Genomic DNA, 18,179 nt, shown 5'->3' on the forward strand with positions numbered 1-18,179 from the left:
AAAATTTCTGACAGTCTCAGATCAGCTCGTAAAGGCGATCACTGAGCTTGTGGCGGTGGTGCAAGCTGCGCAGCGTTAAACGAGAGATTTCAAACCCAACTCAATGCCCATGACTCCTCCCCACATGTGAAGGCTCGCCCTCTGGCGCTGCCACAGCCCCGGTCACTTCCAGCCTCTCCAGTATCGCGCAATGCTCTGCTGCGCCATCGCTGCAGCGGCGGCGTAGGTCGAGTAGTTGTTCCTGAAGCGCTTGCAGGCTTGCGACGCGGGCGTTGACGTGTTCGATGTGTTCGTCGATCAGCGCATTGACGCTTTCGCACTGGTCCTGCGGGCTGTCGCGCAGGCTGAGCAGGTTGCGGATTTCCTCCAGGGTCATGTCCAGGCTGCGGCAGTTGCGGATAAACGATAGGCGCTCCATGTGTGTCTGGGTGTACAGCCGGTAGTTGCCATCGCTGCGGGCAGGTGCGGGCAGCAGGCCTTCGCGCTCGTAATAGCGGATGGTTTCGACCTGTGTGTCAGCCAGTTTTGCCAGTTCGCCGATTTTCATTTGGACTCATCTCGTTTGAGTGCTTGACCCTATAGTGGCTACAGGGTGTTCACTTGGCAACAAGCAGAATCCTGGAGCCACAACGAATGGGCACGACGATCAAGAATTCCCCCGCACATGACCACGATCATGACCACGGCGAGCATGCGCCTGAGCAAAAGCCCGTAGAACATGCTCATGCGTGCTGCTCCAGCGATGCACAACCTGCTGTGGTGACCTTTAACGATGCGCTGGCATCAGGTAGTCGCTTGAGCAGCTTTCGTATCGAAGCCATGGATTGCCCGACCGAGCAAACCCTGATCCAGAACAAGCTGGGCAAGCTGGCCGGGGTGCAGAAGCTTGAGTTCAACCTGATCAATCGCCTGCTGGGCGTCTGGCACGATCTGCCGTCCACCGACCCGATTCGTGAGGCCATCAGTTCGCTGGGCATGCAGGCCGAGCCGGTCGAGGAGGGTGCAGCGTCTGACCAAGCGGCTCCGGTCGTGAAGAAACACTGGTGGCCGCTGGCATTGTCCGGCGTTACTGCACTGGGTGCTGAAGTGGTCCATTTGGCGTCACTCGGCCCGACCTGGGTCGTTGCTCTGCTGGCGCTGGTGTCGATCTTCAGTTGTGGGCTGACGACCTACAAGAAGGGCTGGATCGCGCTCAAGAACTTCAACCTGAATATCAATGCCCTGATGAGCATTGCGGTGACCGGTGCAATTCTGATCGGGCAGTGGCCTGAAGCGGCAATGGTGATGTTTCTGTTCACCGTGGCCGAGTTGATCGAAGCCAAGTCCCTCGACCGCGCCCGAAACGCTATCAGCGGGTTGATGCAATTGACGCCGGAACTGGCCACCGTTAAACAGGCGGACGGCAGTTGGCAGGAAATTGAAGCTAAAAACGTCGAAATTGGCGCTATTGTCCGCATTAAGCCAGGTGAGCGCGTAGGGCTCGACGGCGAGGTGGTGTCCGGTAACTCGAGCATCGATCAAGCGTCGATCACAGGTGAAAGCCTGCCGGTCGAGAAGATTGTCGGCGACAAGGTCTTCGCGGGCACTATCAATCAGGCGGGCTCGCTGGAATATCGTGTGACCGCTGCGGCGAACAATTCGACGCTGGCGCGCATCATTCATGCGGTAGAAGCGGCTCAGGGTTCGCGTGCGCCGACCCAGCGCTTTGTCGACAGCTTCTCGCGCATCTATACGCCGGTGGTGTTCGTTGTCGCCTTGGGCGTGGCGCTGATTGCGCCGCTGTTTTTCGGCGGCGAATGGTTTGACTGGGTTTACCGCGCGCTGGTGTTGTTGGTAGTCGCTTGCCCCTGTGCGCTGGTGATTTCTACGCCGGTGACGATCGTCAGCGGTCTGGCGGCAGCGGCGCGCAAAGGCATCCTGATCAAGGGCGGCGTTTATCTGGAAATGGGCGAGAAGCTTGATTACCTGGCCCTCGACAAGACTGGCACGCTGACCCACGGCCAGCCCGTGCAGACCGACTACGTGCCGCTGGACCCGACGGTCGCCGACACTGCGCCGGCCATTGCTGCGAGCCTTGCGGGTCGCTCCGATCACCCGGTTTCCCAGGCGATTGCCAAGGCGGCTGACAGCAGCCTGAATCTGCATGAGGTCTCGGCGTTTGAAGCCTTGGGTGGACGCGGTGTGAAGGGCGCAATCAACGGCCAGATGTATCACCTGGGCAATCATCGCCTGGTTGAAGAGCTGGGTCTGTGTTCGCCAGAGCTGGAGGCGAAGCTCGATGTTCTGGAAATGCAGGGCAAGACCGTGGTGCTGTTGCTGGACACCTCCGGTCCGATCGCGCTGTTTGCGGTGGCTGACACTGTCAAGGAAACCAGCCGTGAAGCTATCGCTCAGTTGCATGAGTTGGGCATCAAAACGGTCATGCTGACTGGCGACAATCCGCACACCGCCAAGGCGATTGCCGATCAGGTCGGTATCGACGAAGCGCAAGGCAACTTGCTGCCTGCCGACAAGCTGAGTGCCATCGAGGCCCTTTATGCTCGCAACCATCGTGTGGGCATGGTGGGTGACGGCATCAATGATGCACCGGCGCTGGCTCGGGCCGAGATTGGTTTTGCGATGGCGGCAGCGGGTACTGATACTGCTATCGAGACGGCAGATGTCGCCCTGATGGACGATGATCTGCGCAAGATACCGACGTTCATTCGCTTGTCCCGTCGGACCTCGGCAGTGCTCAAGCAGAACATTGTTCTGGCAATCGTGACCAAGGTGTTGTTTATCGGCATCACGTTTGCGGGCATGGCGACCATGTGGATGGCTGTGTTTGCCGACATGGGGGTGAGTTTGCTGGTGGTGTTCAACGGCTTGCGCTTGCTCAAGAAATGATCAGCCGTGGGCTTTGAAGGGCGGACGCGGANNGAGCGTCCAGAACGGCATTCCCACGCAGAGCATGGGAACGATAATCGGTGTGGCTATCGACCGTCTTCGTGAGCAAGCTCACTTATTAGCTATCGCTCCCACGCTCTGCGTGGTAGCGCTTTTCTGGACGCTCTGCGTCCGACTTAGTCAGCCAAACCGCTCCTGTCCCCAGGCAATGAAGGTTTCCAGCAACGGTTTCAGCACCGCGCGGGTCGGTTCAGCAAGGTCCGGGCGGTAGTGGAAGGGCACGAACTCCTCCATGTAGGTGCTTTGCGCCAGTTCCAGCTGCACCGCATGGATGTTGTTGGCCGGGTCACCATAGTGGCGGGTGATGTGGCCGCCCTTGAAGCGCCCGTTCAACACATGGCTGTAGTCTTTGGCCGCAGCGCAGACCTGCTCCATTCGGCTGGCCAGCTCCGGGTCGCAGCTCACACCATTGAAGGTGCCGAGGTTGAAGTCCGGCAGGCGGCCGTCGAACAGGTGCGGGATGTGGCCGCGAATCGAGTGGGCGTCGAACAGCAGCGCATAACCGAACTCGTCACGCATGCGCTGCAGTTCCTGCTCCAGCGTCTGGTGATACGGCGTCCAGATCTGTTGCAGATACCGCGCTCGTTCCTCGGCGCTGGGCGTCTGGCCGTCCTTGAACAGTGGCACGCCATCGAACAGGATCGACGGAAACAGGCCGGTGGTCGCACCGGCGTACATGGGCTTGTCGTCAGACGGCCTGTTGAGGTCGATGACAAAGCGCGAGTATTCGGCGGCCAGGGTGCTGGCGCCCAATTCAGCGGCGAAGTCATACAAACGCGGAATATGCCAGTCGGTGTCCGGCAGGCTCAAGGCTTCGTCCACCAGCGCGGTTTCGACCACCGGGGTCAGTTTCAGACCGGCATGCGGCATGCTGATCAGCAGCGGAACGCGGCCACGTTTGAATGTCAGAACGTTATCCACAGGGCTCTCCTTCAGATCGATGATTCGACGCCGTGGCGCACGATGCGTTTATCCAGATCGCCGCCCAGCCAGTAGGCCAGATCAGCCGGTCGCTCAATGTCCCAAGCGACGAAATCCGCTACCTTGCCGACCTCCAGCGAGCCGTGGGTTGCGCTCATGCCCAGTGCCTTGGCGGCATTGAATGTCACACCCGCCAGTGCCTCTTCAGGTGTCATGCGAAACAGCGTGCAGGCCATGTTGAGCATCAGACGCAACGACAGCCCTGGCGAGGTGCCGGGGTTCAGGTCGGTGGAAATCGCAATCGGCACGCCGTGCTTGCGCAGCGCTTCCATCGGCGGCAGCTGTGTTTCACGGAGGAAGTAAAACGCCCCCGGCAGCAGCACTGCGACGGTCCCGGCAGCGGCCATGGCGACGGCATCGTCTTCGGTCATGAACTCCAGATGATCCGCCGACAGCGCCTTGTAACGTGCCGCGAGGCTTGACCCGCCCAGCGAAGAAAGCTGCTCGGCATGCAGTTTGACCGGCAGCGCCAACTGCCCTGCGCTGATGAACACCTGCTCGACCTGCGCAGGTGAAAACGCCAGGTACTCGCAGAACGCGTCCACGGCATCCACCAGCCCTTCGGCAGCCAGTGTCGGCAGCATGTCGTTGCAGATGTGATTGATATAGTCGTCGGCGCGATCCGCGTATTCCGGTGGCAGGGCGTGGGCGGCCAGACAGGTGGCGCGTACGGTGACCGGTTGGGTATTACCCAGGCGGCGGATCACCCGCAGGATCTTGCGCTCGTTTTCCAGGTCCAGCCCATAACCTGACTTCATCTCGACGGTAGTCACGCCGTCCTTGAGCAAGTGTCGCAAGCGTCGCTCGGCGCTGGCGTACAGCTCATCTTCACTGGCCGCACGAGTCGCGCGCACCGTGCTGGCGATACCGCCGCCTGCTGCGGCAATCTCGGCGTAGCTCACACCCTGGAGACGCTGTTCGAACTCGCCGCTGCGGTTGCCGCCAAACACTGTGTGCGTGTGACAGTCGATCAGGCCGGGCGTCACCCATGCTCCGCCCAGATCGATACAGTTGTCATGTTCCGGCTCGGCCAGCTCGGTTTCAGGCCCGATCCACTCGATGAGCGCTCCGGAGGTCACGATGGCGGCATTTTCGATGATCGAGTATTTACCGTGCGCCATGCTTGCGATGTGACAGTGTTTCCAGAGCGTTTTCATTTCGGGCCTCTTTGGTCAATGGGGATTGTTGAGCGCCTTTGGCTTGACCCACAACCCGTAGGCGATGAGCAGCAGCACAATCCAGATTGCGCCGACGATCAAGGCTGCACGGTTGTCCGGGAAATAGCCCAGCACGCCGAAGATGAACAGCATGAAGACGATGGCGGCGGCCGGTCCGTAAGGCCAGAACGGCACCGCGAATTTCAGTTGTGCGGCCTCGTCGCGGTTCATCGAACGGCGCATGGCAACCTGGGTGAGCAGAATCATCAGCCAGACCCAGACCGTGGCAAACGTTGCCAGCGAGGCGATCAGCAGGAACACGTCCTTGGGGATCAGGTAGTTGAGCAGCACGCCGCCCAGCAACGCGATGCCCATGACCAGCACGGTCATCCACGGCACACCATGCCGTGACAGGCGCGCAAAACTGGCGGGTGCCTGACCGTCACGGGCCAATCCGTACATCATGCGCCCGGCACCGAAGATGTCGCTGTTGATGGCCGACACCGCAGCAGAGATGACCACGATATTGAGGATAGTCGCCGCCGACGCGATGCCCAGATTGTCGAAAATCTGCACGAACGGGCTGCCTTGGGTGCCGATCTGCGGCCACGGGTAAATGCACATCAGCACAAACAGTGTCAGCACATAGAACAGCAGAATGCGCAACGGTACGGCGTTGATCGCCTGTGGCAGGCTGCGTTGCGGGTCCTTTGCCTCACCGGCCGTGATGCCGATGATTTCAATGCCGCCGAAGGCAAACATCACCACCGCGAACGAGGCGATCAGACCGGTGACGCCGTTGGGCATGAAGCCGCCATGTGCCCACAGGTTGCTGATGCCGATTTCGGTGCCGCTGGTCGAGCTGCCGATACCGAAGATCATGATGCCGAAGCCTGCGACGATCATGGCCACGATGGCGCTGACTTTGAGGATCGACAGCCAGAACTCGGTTTCACCAAAGACTTTCACGTTGCACAGGTTGAGCGCGCCGATCAGAAAGACGATGCCCAGCACCCAGATCCAGCGGGGTACTTCCGGAAACCAGAAGCCCATGTAAATGCCGAATGCGGTCACGTCGGCGAGGCAGACAATGATCATTTCGAATGCGTAGGTCCAGCCCAGTACGAAACCGGCCAGCGGGCCCATGTAGCGCGTGGCGTAATGGCTGAACGAGCCGGAAACCGGGTCGTGAACGGCCATTTCGCCCAGTGCGCGCATCACCATGTACACCGCCGCGCCGCCGATCAGGTACGCCAGCAATACGGCCGGACCGGCCTGTTGAATCGCCGAGGCCGAGCCGTAGAACAACCCTGTGCCGATGGCAGAGCCCAGGGCCATGAAGCGGATGTGGCGGGCGGATAACCCGCGTTTCAAACCATCTTGTGACGTCATTTCAGGTCCATTTCATTACATACAGGTATGGCAAAAGCCGCGAAAACGCCTGCAATCGGCTTCCCGCAGCAATGACCAAAGCGAGCCCNNCCCTGCCAGGCTCGCGGTACATCACAAACTCGGTAGCAGACGTGCAGGAACCAGCGGGTTCAGGCAAGTGGAGGACAACAGCTGACTGGCAGCTTCGATGTCCGGTGCAAAAAAACGGTCCTTTTCATAGAACGGGACCTTGCTGCGCAACAGGCCGCGGGCTTGCTCCAGTTTCGGAGAGGTTTTCAGACCCTCACGCAAGTCCAGACCCTGGCAGTCAGCCAACCATTCTACGGCAAGAATCCCGCGAACGTTTTTTGCCATTTCCCATAACCGCTTGCCAGCGGCCGGGGCCATCGACACATGGTCTTCCTGATTGGCGGATGTCGGCAGGCTGTCGACGCTGTGCGGATGAGCCAGCGCCTTGTTTTCACTGGCCAGCGCGGCGGCCGTGACCTGTGCGATCATGAAGCCGGAATTGACGCCTCCGTTGGCGACCAGGAAGGGCGGCAGTTGCGACATGTGCTTGTCCATCATCAGCGAAATACGCCGTTCGCTGAGCGAGCCGATCTCGGCAATGGCCAGCGCCAGATTGTCTGCCGCCATGGCGACCGGCTCGGCGTGAAAATTGCCACCGGATATGACGTCGTTCTCGGCGGCGAACACCAGCGGGTTGTCGGACACCGCATTGGCTTCGATTTCCAGCACTTCGGCGGCCTGCCGCAACTGGGTCAGGCATGCGCCCATGACCTGCGGCTGGCAGCGCAGCGAGTAGGGGTCCTGAACCTTGTCGCAGTTGCGGTGCGACTCGGACACGCCACTGCTTTCGCCGAGCAAATCGCGGTAGCAGGCAGCGGCATCGATCTGCCCGCGCTGACCGCGTGCTGCATGAATACGTGCATCGAAGGGTGAGCGCGAACCGAGCACTGCTTCGACGGTCAGCGAGCCACAGGTCAACGCCGCAGCGAACAGGTCTTCGCCCTCGAACAAGCCGCGCAGTGCATACGCGGTGGACACTTGCGTACCGTTGAGCAGCGCCAACCCTTCCTTGGCTGCGAGGGTCAGCGGTTGCAGCCCAGCGACAGCCAATGCATCGACGGCATTCAGCCATTCGCCCTTGTAACGCGCCTTGCCTTCGCCCAACAGCACCAGCGACATGTGCGCCAGTGGAGCCAGGTCACCCGAAGCGCCGACCGAACCCTTGAGCGGAATATGCGGATAGACCTCGGCATTGATCAACGCGATCAACGCATCGATCACCACCCGACGAATACCCGAGAAGCCACGGCTCAGGCTGTTGACCTTGAGCACCATGATCAAGCGCACCAGATCATCGCTGATCGGCTGACCAACACCGGCCGCATGCGACAGCACCAGCGAACGCTGCAGATTTTCCAGGTCTTCGCTGGCAATCCGCGTCGAGGCGAGCAGGCCAAAGCCGGTGTTGATCCCGTAGGCGGTGCGGTTCTCGGCCAAAATGCGTTCGACACAGGCGACGCTGTCGTCGATCTGCTGGTCTGCACTGCTGTCCAGCGTCAGCCTGACCGGCTGCTGATGAATGGCGCGCAATTGCGCCAGGGTCAGTTGGCCGGGGATCAGGTTCAGCGTCTTGGCAGATAAAGTGGTCACGATGCAGCTACTCCTTGATTGATGTCAGCAACGGCGTGTGGCCGTCCGCCGCTTTTTATAGGGTTGCCGCATGATCGCGGCAGTGCTGGAAAACCCTTTCCAGCGATGTTGCGTCTTTGAGCAGAGCCGCGCTGCTGGCGATATCAGGGGCCAGCCAGCGGTCTTCATCGTAGGCCGGAACCCGCTCGCGCAGCAGTCGCCACGCAGCACCTGTACCCACGCCAAACCCTTGCGCCTTGAGGAATTCGAACGCCTGGGCCGCCAGCAAATACTCGATGGCCAGAATCTGTGTGACGTTGCCTAGCACTTTGTGCAGCTTGAGCGCGGCACTGGTGCCCAGGCTCAGATGGTCTTCCTGCAGGCCGGAGGTGACGTAGTTATCGACCACCGCCGGTTGCGCCATCTGGCGGTTTTCCGCGCACAGCGAGGCGGCGACGTACTGAACGATCATCATCCCCGAATTCACCCCCGGCTGGCTGACCAGAAACGCCGGCAGGCCGCTGACCATCGGGTTGATCAGGCGGTCGAGGCGTCGCTCGGCGATGGAGCCCAGTTCTGCCAGCGCCATGCACAGCAAGTCTGCCGCCATCGCCACCGACTGGCCATGCGGATTGGCCTGAGACACCACGCGCCAGTCATCGGGCGTGCCGAGCAGCATGGGGTTATCGGTGACCGAGTTCAGCTCGGTCTTGATCTGGCGAATGGCATGAGCCAACTGATCGCGGGTTGCGCCATGCACTTGGGGAATCGAGCGGATGCTCAGCGCGTCCTGGGTACGAATGCCCTGGCGGCTGGCAAGCACTTCGCTGCCCGCCAATACGCTGCGCAGGTTTTTGCCCACCTGCTGCATACCGGGATGCGGTTTGAGGGCAAGAATGCTCTCATCGAATGCATCCAGCTGACCGCCCAGTGCTTCGAAGCTCATCGCGCCGATCACGTCGGCCCACTGGCTCAGACGCTCGGCGTCGGCGATGGCCAGGCAGCTCAGGCCGGTCATGCATGGCGTGCCATTGACCAGACACAAGCCGTCTTTGGCACCGAGGATGACCGGAGCCAGACCTTCTTCATTCAAGGCCTGCTCAGCCGGGACGATCTGCCCGCGATAGCTGACTTGGCCGATGCCCAGCAACGCGACGCCGACGTGCGCCATGTGCGTCAGGTAACCCACCGAGCCCTGCGCCGGTACTTGCGGCGTGATGCCTCGGTTGAGCAGGGCCAGCAGCGCTTCGACCACTTGCCGGTGAATGCCGGACTTGCCCTGGCTGTAGTTGAGAATCGCGGCGCAGATGATTGCGCGAGTCTGCTCGTCGGCCAGCGGCGCACCCACGCCGCAGGCATGGCTGAGCAGGGTATTGCGCGACAGGCGACTGAGCTGTTCGCCTTGCAGTGACACATTGCACAGCGCGCCGAGCCCGGTGTTCACGCCATAGGCGCGCTCGCCGCTGACGACAATCTGCTGCACGATGGCCTGCGCGTTATCGATCCGCGCCCAGGCGGCATCCGACAACACCAGTTGCGCCTCATGGCGGGCCACGGCGACTACGTCCTGCCAGCCCAGCGGGGCTTCACCGATGACGATCTGTTCTGCTCGCGACATCTGCAACGGTCCTTAAAGGGTGGCCACGCGGCGCTGAACGAAACGGTCCACGTAATCGTCAGCGGGCGAGTGAAGGATTTCTTTCGGTGTACCGACCTGAATCAAGCGCCCGTCCTTGAGGATCGCGATGCGATTGCCGATGCGTACCGCTTCGTCCAGGTCGTGGGTAATGAACACGATGGTCTTGTGCAGGCTGGCTTGCAGTTCCAGCAACTGGTCCTGCATCTCGGCGCGAATCAACGGGTCGAGGGCGCTGAACGCTTCGTCCATCAGAATGATGTCGGTGTCGGCTGCCAGTGCTCGTGCCAGACCGACGCGCTGGCGCATGCCACCGGAAAGCTGGTGCGGGTATTTGTTTTCGTAGCCCTTCAGGCCTACGGTCGTTATCCAGTGCTGCGCGCGTTCCTGGCACAGCGCCTTGCTCTCGCCGCGCACTTTCAGGCCGTACGCGACGTTGGCCAGCACGGTCTTGTGCGGCAGCAGGCCGAAGCTCTGGAACACCATGCTGATCTTGTGTCGGCGGAATTGGCGCAAGGCCTCCATGTCGTAACGCAGGATGTCTTCGCCATCGACCAGAATCTCGCCGCTGGTGGGGTCGATCAGCCGGTTGAAGTGGCGTACCAGCGTCGATTTGCCGGAGCCGGACAGGCCCATGATGACGAAGATTTCTCCACTGCCGATCGACAGCGACAGGTCGTTGACCCCGACCACGCAGCCGGTTTGCGCCAGTACCTGATCCTTGCTCTGGTTCTGTTTGATCAGCGCCAGTGCTTCCTTTGAGCGGTTGCCAAAAATCTTGAATACGTTTTTAACGACGATCTTGCTCGGTTCCACGCTGCTCATTTGTGCGCCTCATGCCGTGGGCGGCCATAGGCCTGCGTGATACGGTCGATGACGACCGCCAGAATGACGATGGCCAGACCCGCTTCCAGCCCGCGTCCGACGTTGAGCGTCTGAATGCCCACCAGCACGTCTTCACCCAGCCCGCGTGCGCCGATCATCGAGGCGATGACCACCATCGACAGCGCCATCATGGTGGTCTGGTTGATCCCGGCCATGATGCTCGGCATGGCCAGTGGCAGTTGCACACCAAACAGCTGCTGCCAGCGGTTGGCACCGAAGGCGTTGATGGCTTCCATCACTTCACCGTCAACCTGACGAATGCCCAGGTCGGTCAGACGAATCAATGGCGGCGCGGCATAGATCACCGTGGCGAAGATGGCCGGGACCTTGCCCAGGCCGAACAGCATCAGCACCGGAATCAGGTAAACGAAGCTGGGCATGGTCTGCATGATGTCCAGCAGCGGCATCAGCACCGAGCGCAGGCGATTGCTGCGCGCGGAGAGAATGCCCAGTGGAATGCCGATCAGTACCGCAATGATCGTGGCGACCAGCATCAGCGCCAATGTCTGCATCAGCTTGTCCCACAACCCGACCGCACCGACCAGAAACAGCAGGCCGACGATGACCAGCGTCGTGACGATCTTGCGTGTCGCGTGCCAGGCAATGCCGCCAACGATTATCAGCATCAGCCACCACGGTGCCATGCGCAGCAGGCTTTCGAGGTTGACGATGGCCCATAGCAGGGTGTCGGAAATGTGCCGGAACACATCGCCATACTGAGTCACCAGCGAGTCGACCCCGTCGTTGACCCAGTTGGCGATCGAGAAAGTGAAGCTTTCAGGAAACATAAGCGGCTCTCAAATGAGGTGTGTCGGGTCAACGTCAGGGCAGTCGGATTTGTCAGTCCGACTGCCCTTTCGTTTACAGCGAAGCGTCCACCTTTTTCGCGGCGTCTTCGCTGACCCATTTGTGCCAGACTTCGGGGTGCTCTTTCAGGAAAATCTTCGCCAGCTTCGGCGATTCGATACGTTCCTTGGCCATGCGCCCCAGGTTCTGGTTGAGCAGGTCGATAGGCAGGTTGACCTTTTCCAGGATGGCGACCAGTTCAGGGGCCTCATCGTGGAACACTTTGGACACGCCGACCTTGATATCGATCGTCTTGTTGACCCCGGCTTTCTCCTCCAGACGCACCAGGTCCACCTGGCCCATGAGCGGAGTCGGCGACCAGTAGTAGGTCAGGATCGGCTCGCCACGTTTGTAGCTGGAGAGAATAGCCGCATCCAGCGCAGGGCCGGTGCCCGGGCGGAAGTTGGTGTATTTGCTTTCCAGGCCATAGCTCTTGAGCATTTCGCTGTTTTCCAGCTCGCAGGTCCAGCCAGCCGGGCAGTTGTAGAAGCGGCCTTTGCCGGGCTCTTCCTGATCCTTGAACACCGCCGAATACTGGGCCAGATCGCTGATGGATTTCAGGTTGGGTGCCTTGGCTTCAAGCTTGCGTTTGGCATCGCCTTCGATCACATAGCGGGGCACATACCAGCCTTCCACTGCGCCAACGATAGGCGCGCCGACACCGACCACTTTTCCGGCTGCGGCGGCCTTGCTCCAGACCTCGCTGCGGCCGACCCATTCTTCGGCAAAGATCTGGATATCGTTGGTGCTCAAGGCGTTTTCCATGGCGATGGAATTACCAGGCAGGGCGTCAACGGTGCAGCCGTAACCCTTGTCCAGAACGACCTGCAGAATGTCGGTCAGCAGCATCGCGCTTTCCCAGTTAAGACCGGCGAATTTCACCGGCTTGCCTGATTCGCACCAGCCGGCAGCCTGACTTGTGCCTACGCTGGCGAGCAGGCCAGCGGATACCAAGGTGGTCAACAGGGCCTTTTTCATTTTCATTATCGATGCTCCCAAGCTTGAAATGGATGGCGGCAGCTTCAAGTAGGCATCCGGCCCGTGGGCATGTTCATGCCCGTTCCCCGAGTCTGTCGGTTTGATAACCGCAGACTCCTTAACGCCCGATCATCGGCAGGTTCAAGCCCTGCTCTTTGGCACAGTCGATGGCAATGTCATAACCGGCATCGGCATGGCGCATCACACCGGTGGCCGGGTCGTTGTGAAGGACGCGGGCGATGCGTTCGGCGGCTTCGTCCGTACCGTCACAGACGATGACCATTCCGGAGTGCTGCGAAAAGCCCATGCCCACGCCGCCGCCATGGTGCAGCGAAACCCAGGTCGCGCCGCTGGCGGTATTGAGCAGGGNNGCAGCGGCCAGTCGGAGACGGCATCGGAGCCATCGCGCATGGATTCGGTTTCGCGGTTGGGGCTGGCGACCGAACCGGAGTCCAGGTGGTCGCGGCCGATTACCACCGGTGCCGACAGCTCGCCGCTGCGAACCATTTCATTGAAGGCCAGACCCAGCTTGGCGCGCTGACCCAGGCCGACCCAGCAGATGCGCGCGGGCAGCCCCTGAAAACTGATGCGTTCACGGGCCATGTCCAGCCAGTTGTGCAGGTGATCGTCGTCGGGAATCAGTTCCTTGACCCTGGCGTCGGTCTTGTGGATGTCTTCTGGGTGACCCGACAGCGCGGCCCAGCGGAACGGCCCGATGCCGCGGCAGAACAACGGGCGGATGTAGGCCGGGACGAAACCGGGGAAATCGAAGGCATTGGCGACGCCGACTTCTTTGGCCATCTGGCGAATGTTGTTGCCATAGTCGAAGGTAGGAATGCCCGCTTGCTGGAAGGCGAGCATGGCTTCGACGTGTTCGGCCATCGATTGCTTGGCCGCCTTGACCACACTGGCCGGCTCGCTGACCGAGCGGGCACGGTACTCGTCCCAGGTCCAGCCTTTGGGCAGGTAGCCATTGAGCGGGTCGTGGGCGCTGGTCTGGTCGGTGACCATGTCCGGGCGCACACCGCGACGGACCATTTCCGGCAGAATTTCTGCTGCGTTGCCGCACAGGGCGATGGAGATGGCTTTGCCTTCGGCGGTGTATTTGGCAATGCGCGCCAGAGCGTCATCCAGATCAGCGGCCTGTTCGTCGACGTAGCGGGTCTTGATGCGGAAATCGATACGGCTCTGCTGACATTCGATGTTCAGCGAGCAGGCCCCGGCCAATGTCGCGGCCAGCGGCTGCGCGCCACCCATGCCGCCCAAACCTGCGGTCAGCACCCAGCGACCCTTGAGATTGCCGTCATAGTGCTGGCGTCCGGCTTCGACGAAGGTTTCGTAGGTGCCTTGCACGATGCCCTGGCTGCCGATGTAGATCCAGCTGCCTGCGGTCATCTGGCCATACATTGCCAGGCCCTTGGCATCCAGTTCGTTGAAGTGCTCCCAGCTGGCCCAGTGCGGCACCAGGTTGGAATTGGCGATCAGTACGCGTGGGGCGTTGCTGTGGGTCTTGAACACACCAACCGGCTTGCCGGACTGCACCAGCAGGGTCTCATCATCGTTGAGCTGAGTGAGGCTTTCGACGATTTTGTCGTAGCACTCCCAGTTGCGCGCAGCGCGACCGATGCCACCATAAACCACCAACTCGTTGGGGTTCTCGGCGACTTCCGGGTCGAGGTTGTTCATCAACATGCGCAGCGGCGCTTCGGTCAGCCAGCTTTTGGCTGTCAATTGAGTGCCGCGGGCAGCCCGTACGACGCCTTCGCGATGGCGGGTCCAGTTCTGCTTCAGGTCTTGATTATTCTCGGTCACAAAAAAATCCTCGGCGATCAATGCGAACCAGCCCGTTGAAGAGCGAACAGTGCCTGGCGAAGCAGGCCGATTCAGTCCAGTAGAAAGACAGAATGTCTAGCCTGTCTCTACTTGTACATACAAGCATATGCAATCAGAAGACCAACTTTGTCTGGCGGCTGTTCATTGATCGTTCGATGGCCCTGCGGCTCAGTGTTTTCAAGGGGTAGCGGACTTTTCCGAGCAGGCGAACAATGTGTGAGGCGAGGTCAGGCGTGTTACCTGAAGCGTGATTTGCGCGCTTTTGGGGCGGCAGGTAACAGAATGGTGCGGTAAATGTGCGCAGGGTCGCAGGGTCAACATCGGTCATTTATAGATACCTGAAAAATCCCCGTTGGGAGGGTCTGAATTGTGTTGCCTGAGGATGGGAACGATCCCGCTCAAGCATGCGTCATACCCAGGCCTGAGCGAGCATTCACTGGCCCCCGATTAGTCTTTACGGGCACTTTCATGTTTAAATTGAACGCTCGCTCAAGTTAAATCGGTGGTTCGCTGCCCGCTCACAACAGGAGGCTTACCCTTGCCGTATCCGCTTTTTGCAGTTGGTTTTATCAGTCCGGAGGCACGCAACCGATGAGCTCTCCGAGTACTTCTTCAAGCGGCAACGTCCGCATGAACGCTCCAGTGTTCTACTTCGCTGCGAGCTTTATTCTGATTTTTGGCATCGTTGTCATTGCCTTCCCGCAAGCCAGCGGAGAATGGCTGCTGGCGGCGCAAAACTGGGCGGCCAATACGGTCGGCTGGTACTACATGATGGTCATGACGCTGTATCTGGTCTTCGTGGTGGTCACCGCCTTGTCGGGCTTCGGCAAGATCAAGCTCGGCGCCGACCACGACGAACCCGAGTTCAGTTACCTGTCATGGGCCGGGATGCTGTTTGCCGCCGGCATCAGCATCACGCTGTTCTTTTTCTGCGTTTCAGAGCCACTGACGCACCTGCTGCAACCGCCGCAGGGCGAAGGCGGTACGGCTGAGGCCGCGCGTCAGGGCATGCAGTTGCTGTTTCTGCACTGGGGCCTGCATGGCTGGGGCGTGTTTGCCTTTGTCGGCATGGCGCTGGCCTACTTCGCTTATCGCCACAACCTGCCGCTGGCCCTGCGTTCGGCGTTGTACCCGCTGATCGGCAAGCGCATCAATGGCCCTATCGGTTACGCGGTCGATGGCTTCGGCATCATTGCGACCATCTTCGGCTTGGGCGCAGACATGGGCTTCGGGGTATTGCACCTCAATTCCGGTCTGGATTACCTGTTTGGCGTGGCGCATACCCACTGGATTCAGGTCGGTCTGATTACCCTGATGATGGGCGCGGCGATTCTGGTCGCGATAGCCGGTGTCGACAAGGGCGTGCGCGTCATGTCCGACATCAACATGCTGCTGGCCTGTGCGCTGCTGCTGTTCGTGCTGTTTGCCGGCCCGACTCAGCACTTGCTCAACACGCTGGTGCAGAACATCGGTGACTACCTGGGTGCACTGCCGAGCAAGAGTTTCGACGTGTATGCCTACAACGAGCCGAGTGACTGGCTGGGCGGCTGGACCGTGTTCTATTGGGCCTGGTGGATTGCCTGGGCGCCGTTCGTGGGCCTGTTCATTGCGCGCATCTCGCGTGGCCGGACCATCCGTGAGTTCGTCTTCGGTGTGTTGCTGATCCCGCTGGGTTTCACCCTGGCCTGGAGGATGTCGATCTTCGGCAACAGCGCCATCGATCAGGTGCTCAACCACGGCATGACTGCGCTGGGCCAGTCGGCCATCGATGATCCGTCGATGACCCTGTACCTGCTGCTGGAAACCTATCCGTGGAGCAAGACTGTCATTGCGGTCACGGTATTTATCAGCTTTGTGTTCTTTGTCACCTCTGCCGATTCGGGCACGGTGGTGCTGTCGACGCTTTCCGCCAAAGGCGGCAACCCTGACGAAGACGGTCCGAAATGGCTGCGGGTGTTCTGGGGTGTGGCGACTGCACTGATCACCAGCGGCCTGCTGTTCTCGGGCAGTATCGATGCGCTTAAATCAGCGGTGGTGCTGACGTCGTTGCCGTTCTCGCTGATCCTGCTACTGATGATGTGGGGCCTGCACAAAGCGTTCGTCATGGAATCCCAGCGCCAGATTGCGCAACTGTATTCGCTGGCACCAGTGTCCGGCTCACGACGTGGCGGCTGGCGTCAGCGTCTGAGCCAGGCCGTGCATTACCCGTCGCGAGACGAGGTGTATCGCTTCCTTGACCAGACCGTGCGTCCAGCGATTGAAGAAGTGACAGCGGTGTTTGTCGAGAAGGGCTTGAGCGTGGTCAACGTACCTGACCCTTCCAACGACTCGGTGACCCTGGAAATCGGTCATGGCGAAGAGCGTCCGTTCATCTATCAGGTGCAGATGAAGGGCTTTTTCACCCCTTCGTTCGCCCGTGGCGGCATGGGTTCCAAACAGCTGAACAACCGCCGCTACTACCGCGCTGAGGTTCACTTGAGCGAAGGCAGTCAGGACTACGACCTGGTGGGCTACACCAAGGAACAGGTCATCAACGACGTGCTCGACCAGTACGAGCGGCATATGCAGTTCTTGCATCTGGTGCGGTGATAGGGGATTAAGAGCACCTATCGTTCCTCACGCTCTGCGCCGCGCCCCATGTTCAGGCGAGGGCGCAGAGCGTCCAGAACGGCNNGGAGCGTCGCACGATGGCTGAAGTCATCGTTCTACGCCCACCAGCGTAGGCTCGAGATTGCGTCGGGCTCATGTACTCTCCCGCTCCACCAATCTGCACTCCAGCAAATTCAGCCGCTGTATGTCTCCCTCCACCGGCAACACGCCAAGGCTTTCAAGCACACGCGTTGCGGCCAGTACGCCGATCTCCAGTGCTGGCGGTTTGATGGTGGTCAGGCTAGGGAGCATCATTTCTGCGAAGGCGTAATCGCCAAAGCCCATCACGGCACAATCCTTTGGTATATGCAGGCCTGCGCGCTGGCTGGCGAGCAGGGCACCGGCTGCCAGGTTGTCGTTGGCGAAGAAGATGGCGTCGGGGCGCGGTGTTTGGCTCATTAGTGTTTCCATGGCCTGCTTGCCTGCTTCGAACGGCGCCCGTCCGGCGTCCGGGACAAAGACCCACGGTTTGATGCCGAGCCCTTCAAGTGTGGCGATATAGCCGTCACGCCGCTCCAGTGCGCTGAAGTCGCCTGCAATGCTGTTCTGCACGAACGCTATGCGGCGGTAGCCCTTGTCGTACAAATAGCGGGCTGCCGTGACGCCGACGTCATAGTGAGAAAAGCCAATCTGGATCGGGCTGCGTTCGGGCTGGTGGTCCCAGGTTTCGATCACCGGGACATCGGTCTGCTCGATCATTTTCTCGGTAGCCGGGCTGTGGAAACGACTGGTCAGCACCAGTGCTGCCGGTGACCAGCCCAGAAACGCCCGCACTGCGCTTTCTTCCTGTTCGGCGGAAAAGTAGCTGGAGGCCAGCAGCAACTGGAAACCATGCTGGCTCAGCGTGTCACTGAAGCCCTGAATGGTGTTGGCGAAGATCGGCCCGGAGATATTGGGAATCACCATCGCTACCACCCGGCTGCGCGCCGACGCCAGGCCGCCTGCCACCAGATTGGGCACATAGCCCAGCGCATTGACCACGGCTGCAATCCGCTCACGCAGTTCGGGCGAGACTTGCTCCGGCTGATTGAAATAGCGCGACACGGTAATGGCCGAGACACCGGCCTCACGCGCCACNNTGATCGTCACCCGGCCTGCGCCTCGGCGTTTGCGTGTCGCGGGTTTCTCGTCGGCCATGCTCGATCACTTCGTATAAAAGTAAAAAGAATATAAACTAATTTTTCAGTATTGGACGATCTATTCGCCGTTTCCTGATACTGGCGATGTTAGCGCTAACA

Annotated in this window: 12 protein-coding genes and 1 pseudogene; 2 read left to right on the forward strand and 11 right to left on the reverse strand. The window is 60.3% G+C overall.

Annotation, left to right across the window (positions count from 1 at the left end; all coding sequences use genetic code 11):
- Nucleotides 1-100: 100 nt before the first annotated feature.
- Nucleotides 101-547 (reverse strand): Cd(II)/Pb(II)-responsive transcriptional regulator, encoded by a 447-nt coding sequence (cadR, locus tag ALO64_RS14430; protein ID WP_044344174.1) that lies wholly within the window; start codon nt 545-547, stop codon nt 101-103.
- An 86-nt stretch (nt 548-633) separates the two neighbouring features.
- Here cadR and ALO64_RS14435 point away from each other — a divergent pair, with 86 nt between their 5' ends.
- Nucleotides 634-2,886 (forward strand): heavy metal translocating P-type ATPase, encoded by a 2,253-nt coding sequence (locus ALO64_RS14435; RefSeq protein WP_044344175.1) that lies wholly within the window; start codon nt 634-636, stop codon nt 2,884-2,886.
- Between the two features lie 180 nt (nt 2,887-3,066).
- Here the strand turns inward: ALO64_RS14435 and hutG are convergent, their stop codons facing one another.
- From hutG to hutU, 9 genes and pseudogenes are all read right to left on the reverse strand, one after another.
- Entirely contained in the window at nt 3,067-3,867 is an 801-nt protein-coding gene (gene hutG, locus ALO64_RS14440; protein ID WP_044344176.1) for an N-formylglutamate deformylase, read from the reverse strand.
- Nucleotides 3,868-3,878: 11 nt separating this feature from the next.
- The gene (hutI, locus tag ALO64_RS14445; RefSeq protein ID WP_002555737.1) at nt 3,879-5,084 is read right to left on the reverse strand and encodes an imidazolonepropionase; all 1,206 of its coding nucleotides are present in this window, start codon (nt 5,082-5,084) and stop codon (nt 3,879-3,881) included.
- Between the two features lie 15 nt (nt 5,085-5,099).
- On the reverse strand, nt 5,100-6,476 hold the full coding sequence (locus tag ALO64_RS14450; protein ID WP_004663273.1) for an amino acid permease: 1,377 nt from the start codon (nt 6,474-6,476) through the stop codon (nt 5,100-5,102).
- A 111-nt stretch (nt 6,477-6,587) separates the two neighbouring features.
- Nucleotides 6,588-8,135, reverse strand: a complete 1,548-nt coding sequence (gene hutH, locus ALO64_RS14455) for a histidine ammonia-lyase (protein WP_044344177.1) — start codon at nt 8,133-8,135, stop codon at nt 6,588-6,590.
- A 55-nt stretch (nt 8,136-8,190) separates the two neighbouring features.
- Entirely contained in the window at nt 8,191-9,732 is a 1,542-nt protein-coding gene (locus ALO64_RS14460) for an HAL/PAL/TAL family ammonia-lyase (RefSeq protein ID WP_044344178.1), read from the reverse strand.
- Nucleotides 9,733-9,744: 12 nt separating this feature from the next.
- Nucleotides 9,745-10,575, reverse strand: a complete 831-nt coding sequence (locus ALO64_RS14465) for a quaternary amine ABC transporter ATP-binding protein (RefSeq protein WP_004654975.1) — start codon at nt 10,573-10,575, stop codon at nt 9,745-9,747.
- Complete coding sequence (locus ALO64_RS14470) at nt 10,572-11,423, reverse strand: ABC transporter permease (RefSeq protein WP_002555732.1); 852 nt, start codon at nt 11,421-11,423, stop codon at nt 10,572-10,574. Before ALO64_RS14470 ends, ALO64_RS14465 begins: the two co-directional genes overlap by 4 nt.
- Before the next feature lie 73 nt (nt 11,424-11,496).
- Entirely contained in the window at nt 11,497-12,465 is a 969-nt protein-coding gene (locus tag ALO64_RS14475) for an ABC transporter substrate-binding protein (protein ID WP_044344179.1), read from the reverse strand.
- A gap of 112 nt (nt 12,466-12,577) precedes the next feature.
- Nucleotides 12,578-14,271, reverse strand: a pseudogene (hutU, locus tag ALO64_RS14480) (urocanate hydratase).
- A gap of 651 nt (nt 14,272-14,922) precedes the next feature.
- Here hutU and betT point away from each other — a divergent pair.
- Entirely contained in the window at nt 14,923-16,881 is a 1,959-nt protein-coding gene (gene betT / locus ALO64_RS14485) for a choline transporter BetT (protein WP_217996276.1), read from the forward strand.
- Between the two features lie 153 nt (nt 16,882-17,034).
- On the opposite strand, the gene ALO64_RS14490 is transcribed toward betT, so the two are convergent.
- Nucleotides 17,035-18,078, reverse strand: a complete 1,044-nt coding sequence (locus ALO64_RS14490; RefSeq protein WP_054991741.1) for a LacI family DNA-binding transcriptional regulator — start codon at nt 18,076-18,078, stop codon at nt 17,035-17,037.
- Between the last annotated feature and the right edge of the window lie 101 nt (nt 18,079-18,179).

This window comes from Pseudomonas meliae (assembly GCF_001400515.1).
Classification (GTDB): Bacteria; Pseudomonadota; Gammaproteobacteria; order Pseudomonadales; family Pseudomonadaceae; genus Aquipseudomonas; species Aquipseudomonas amygdali.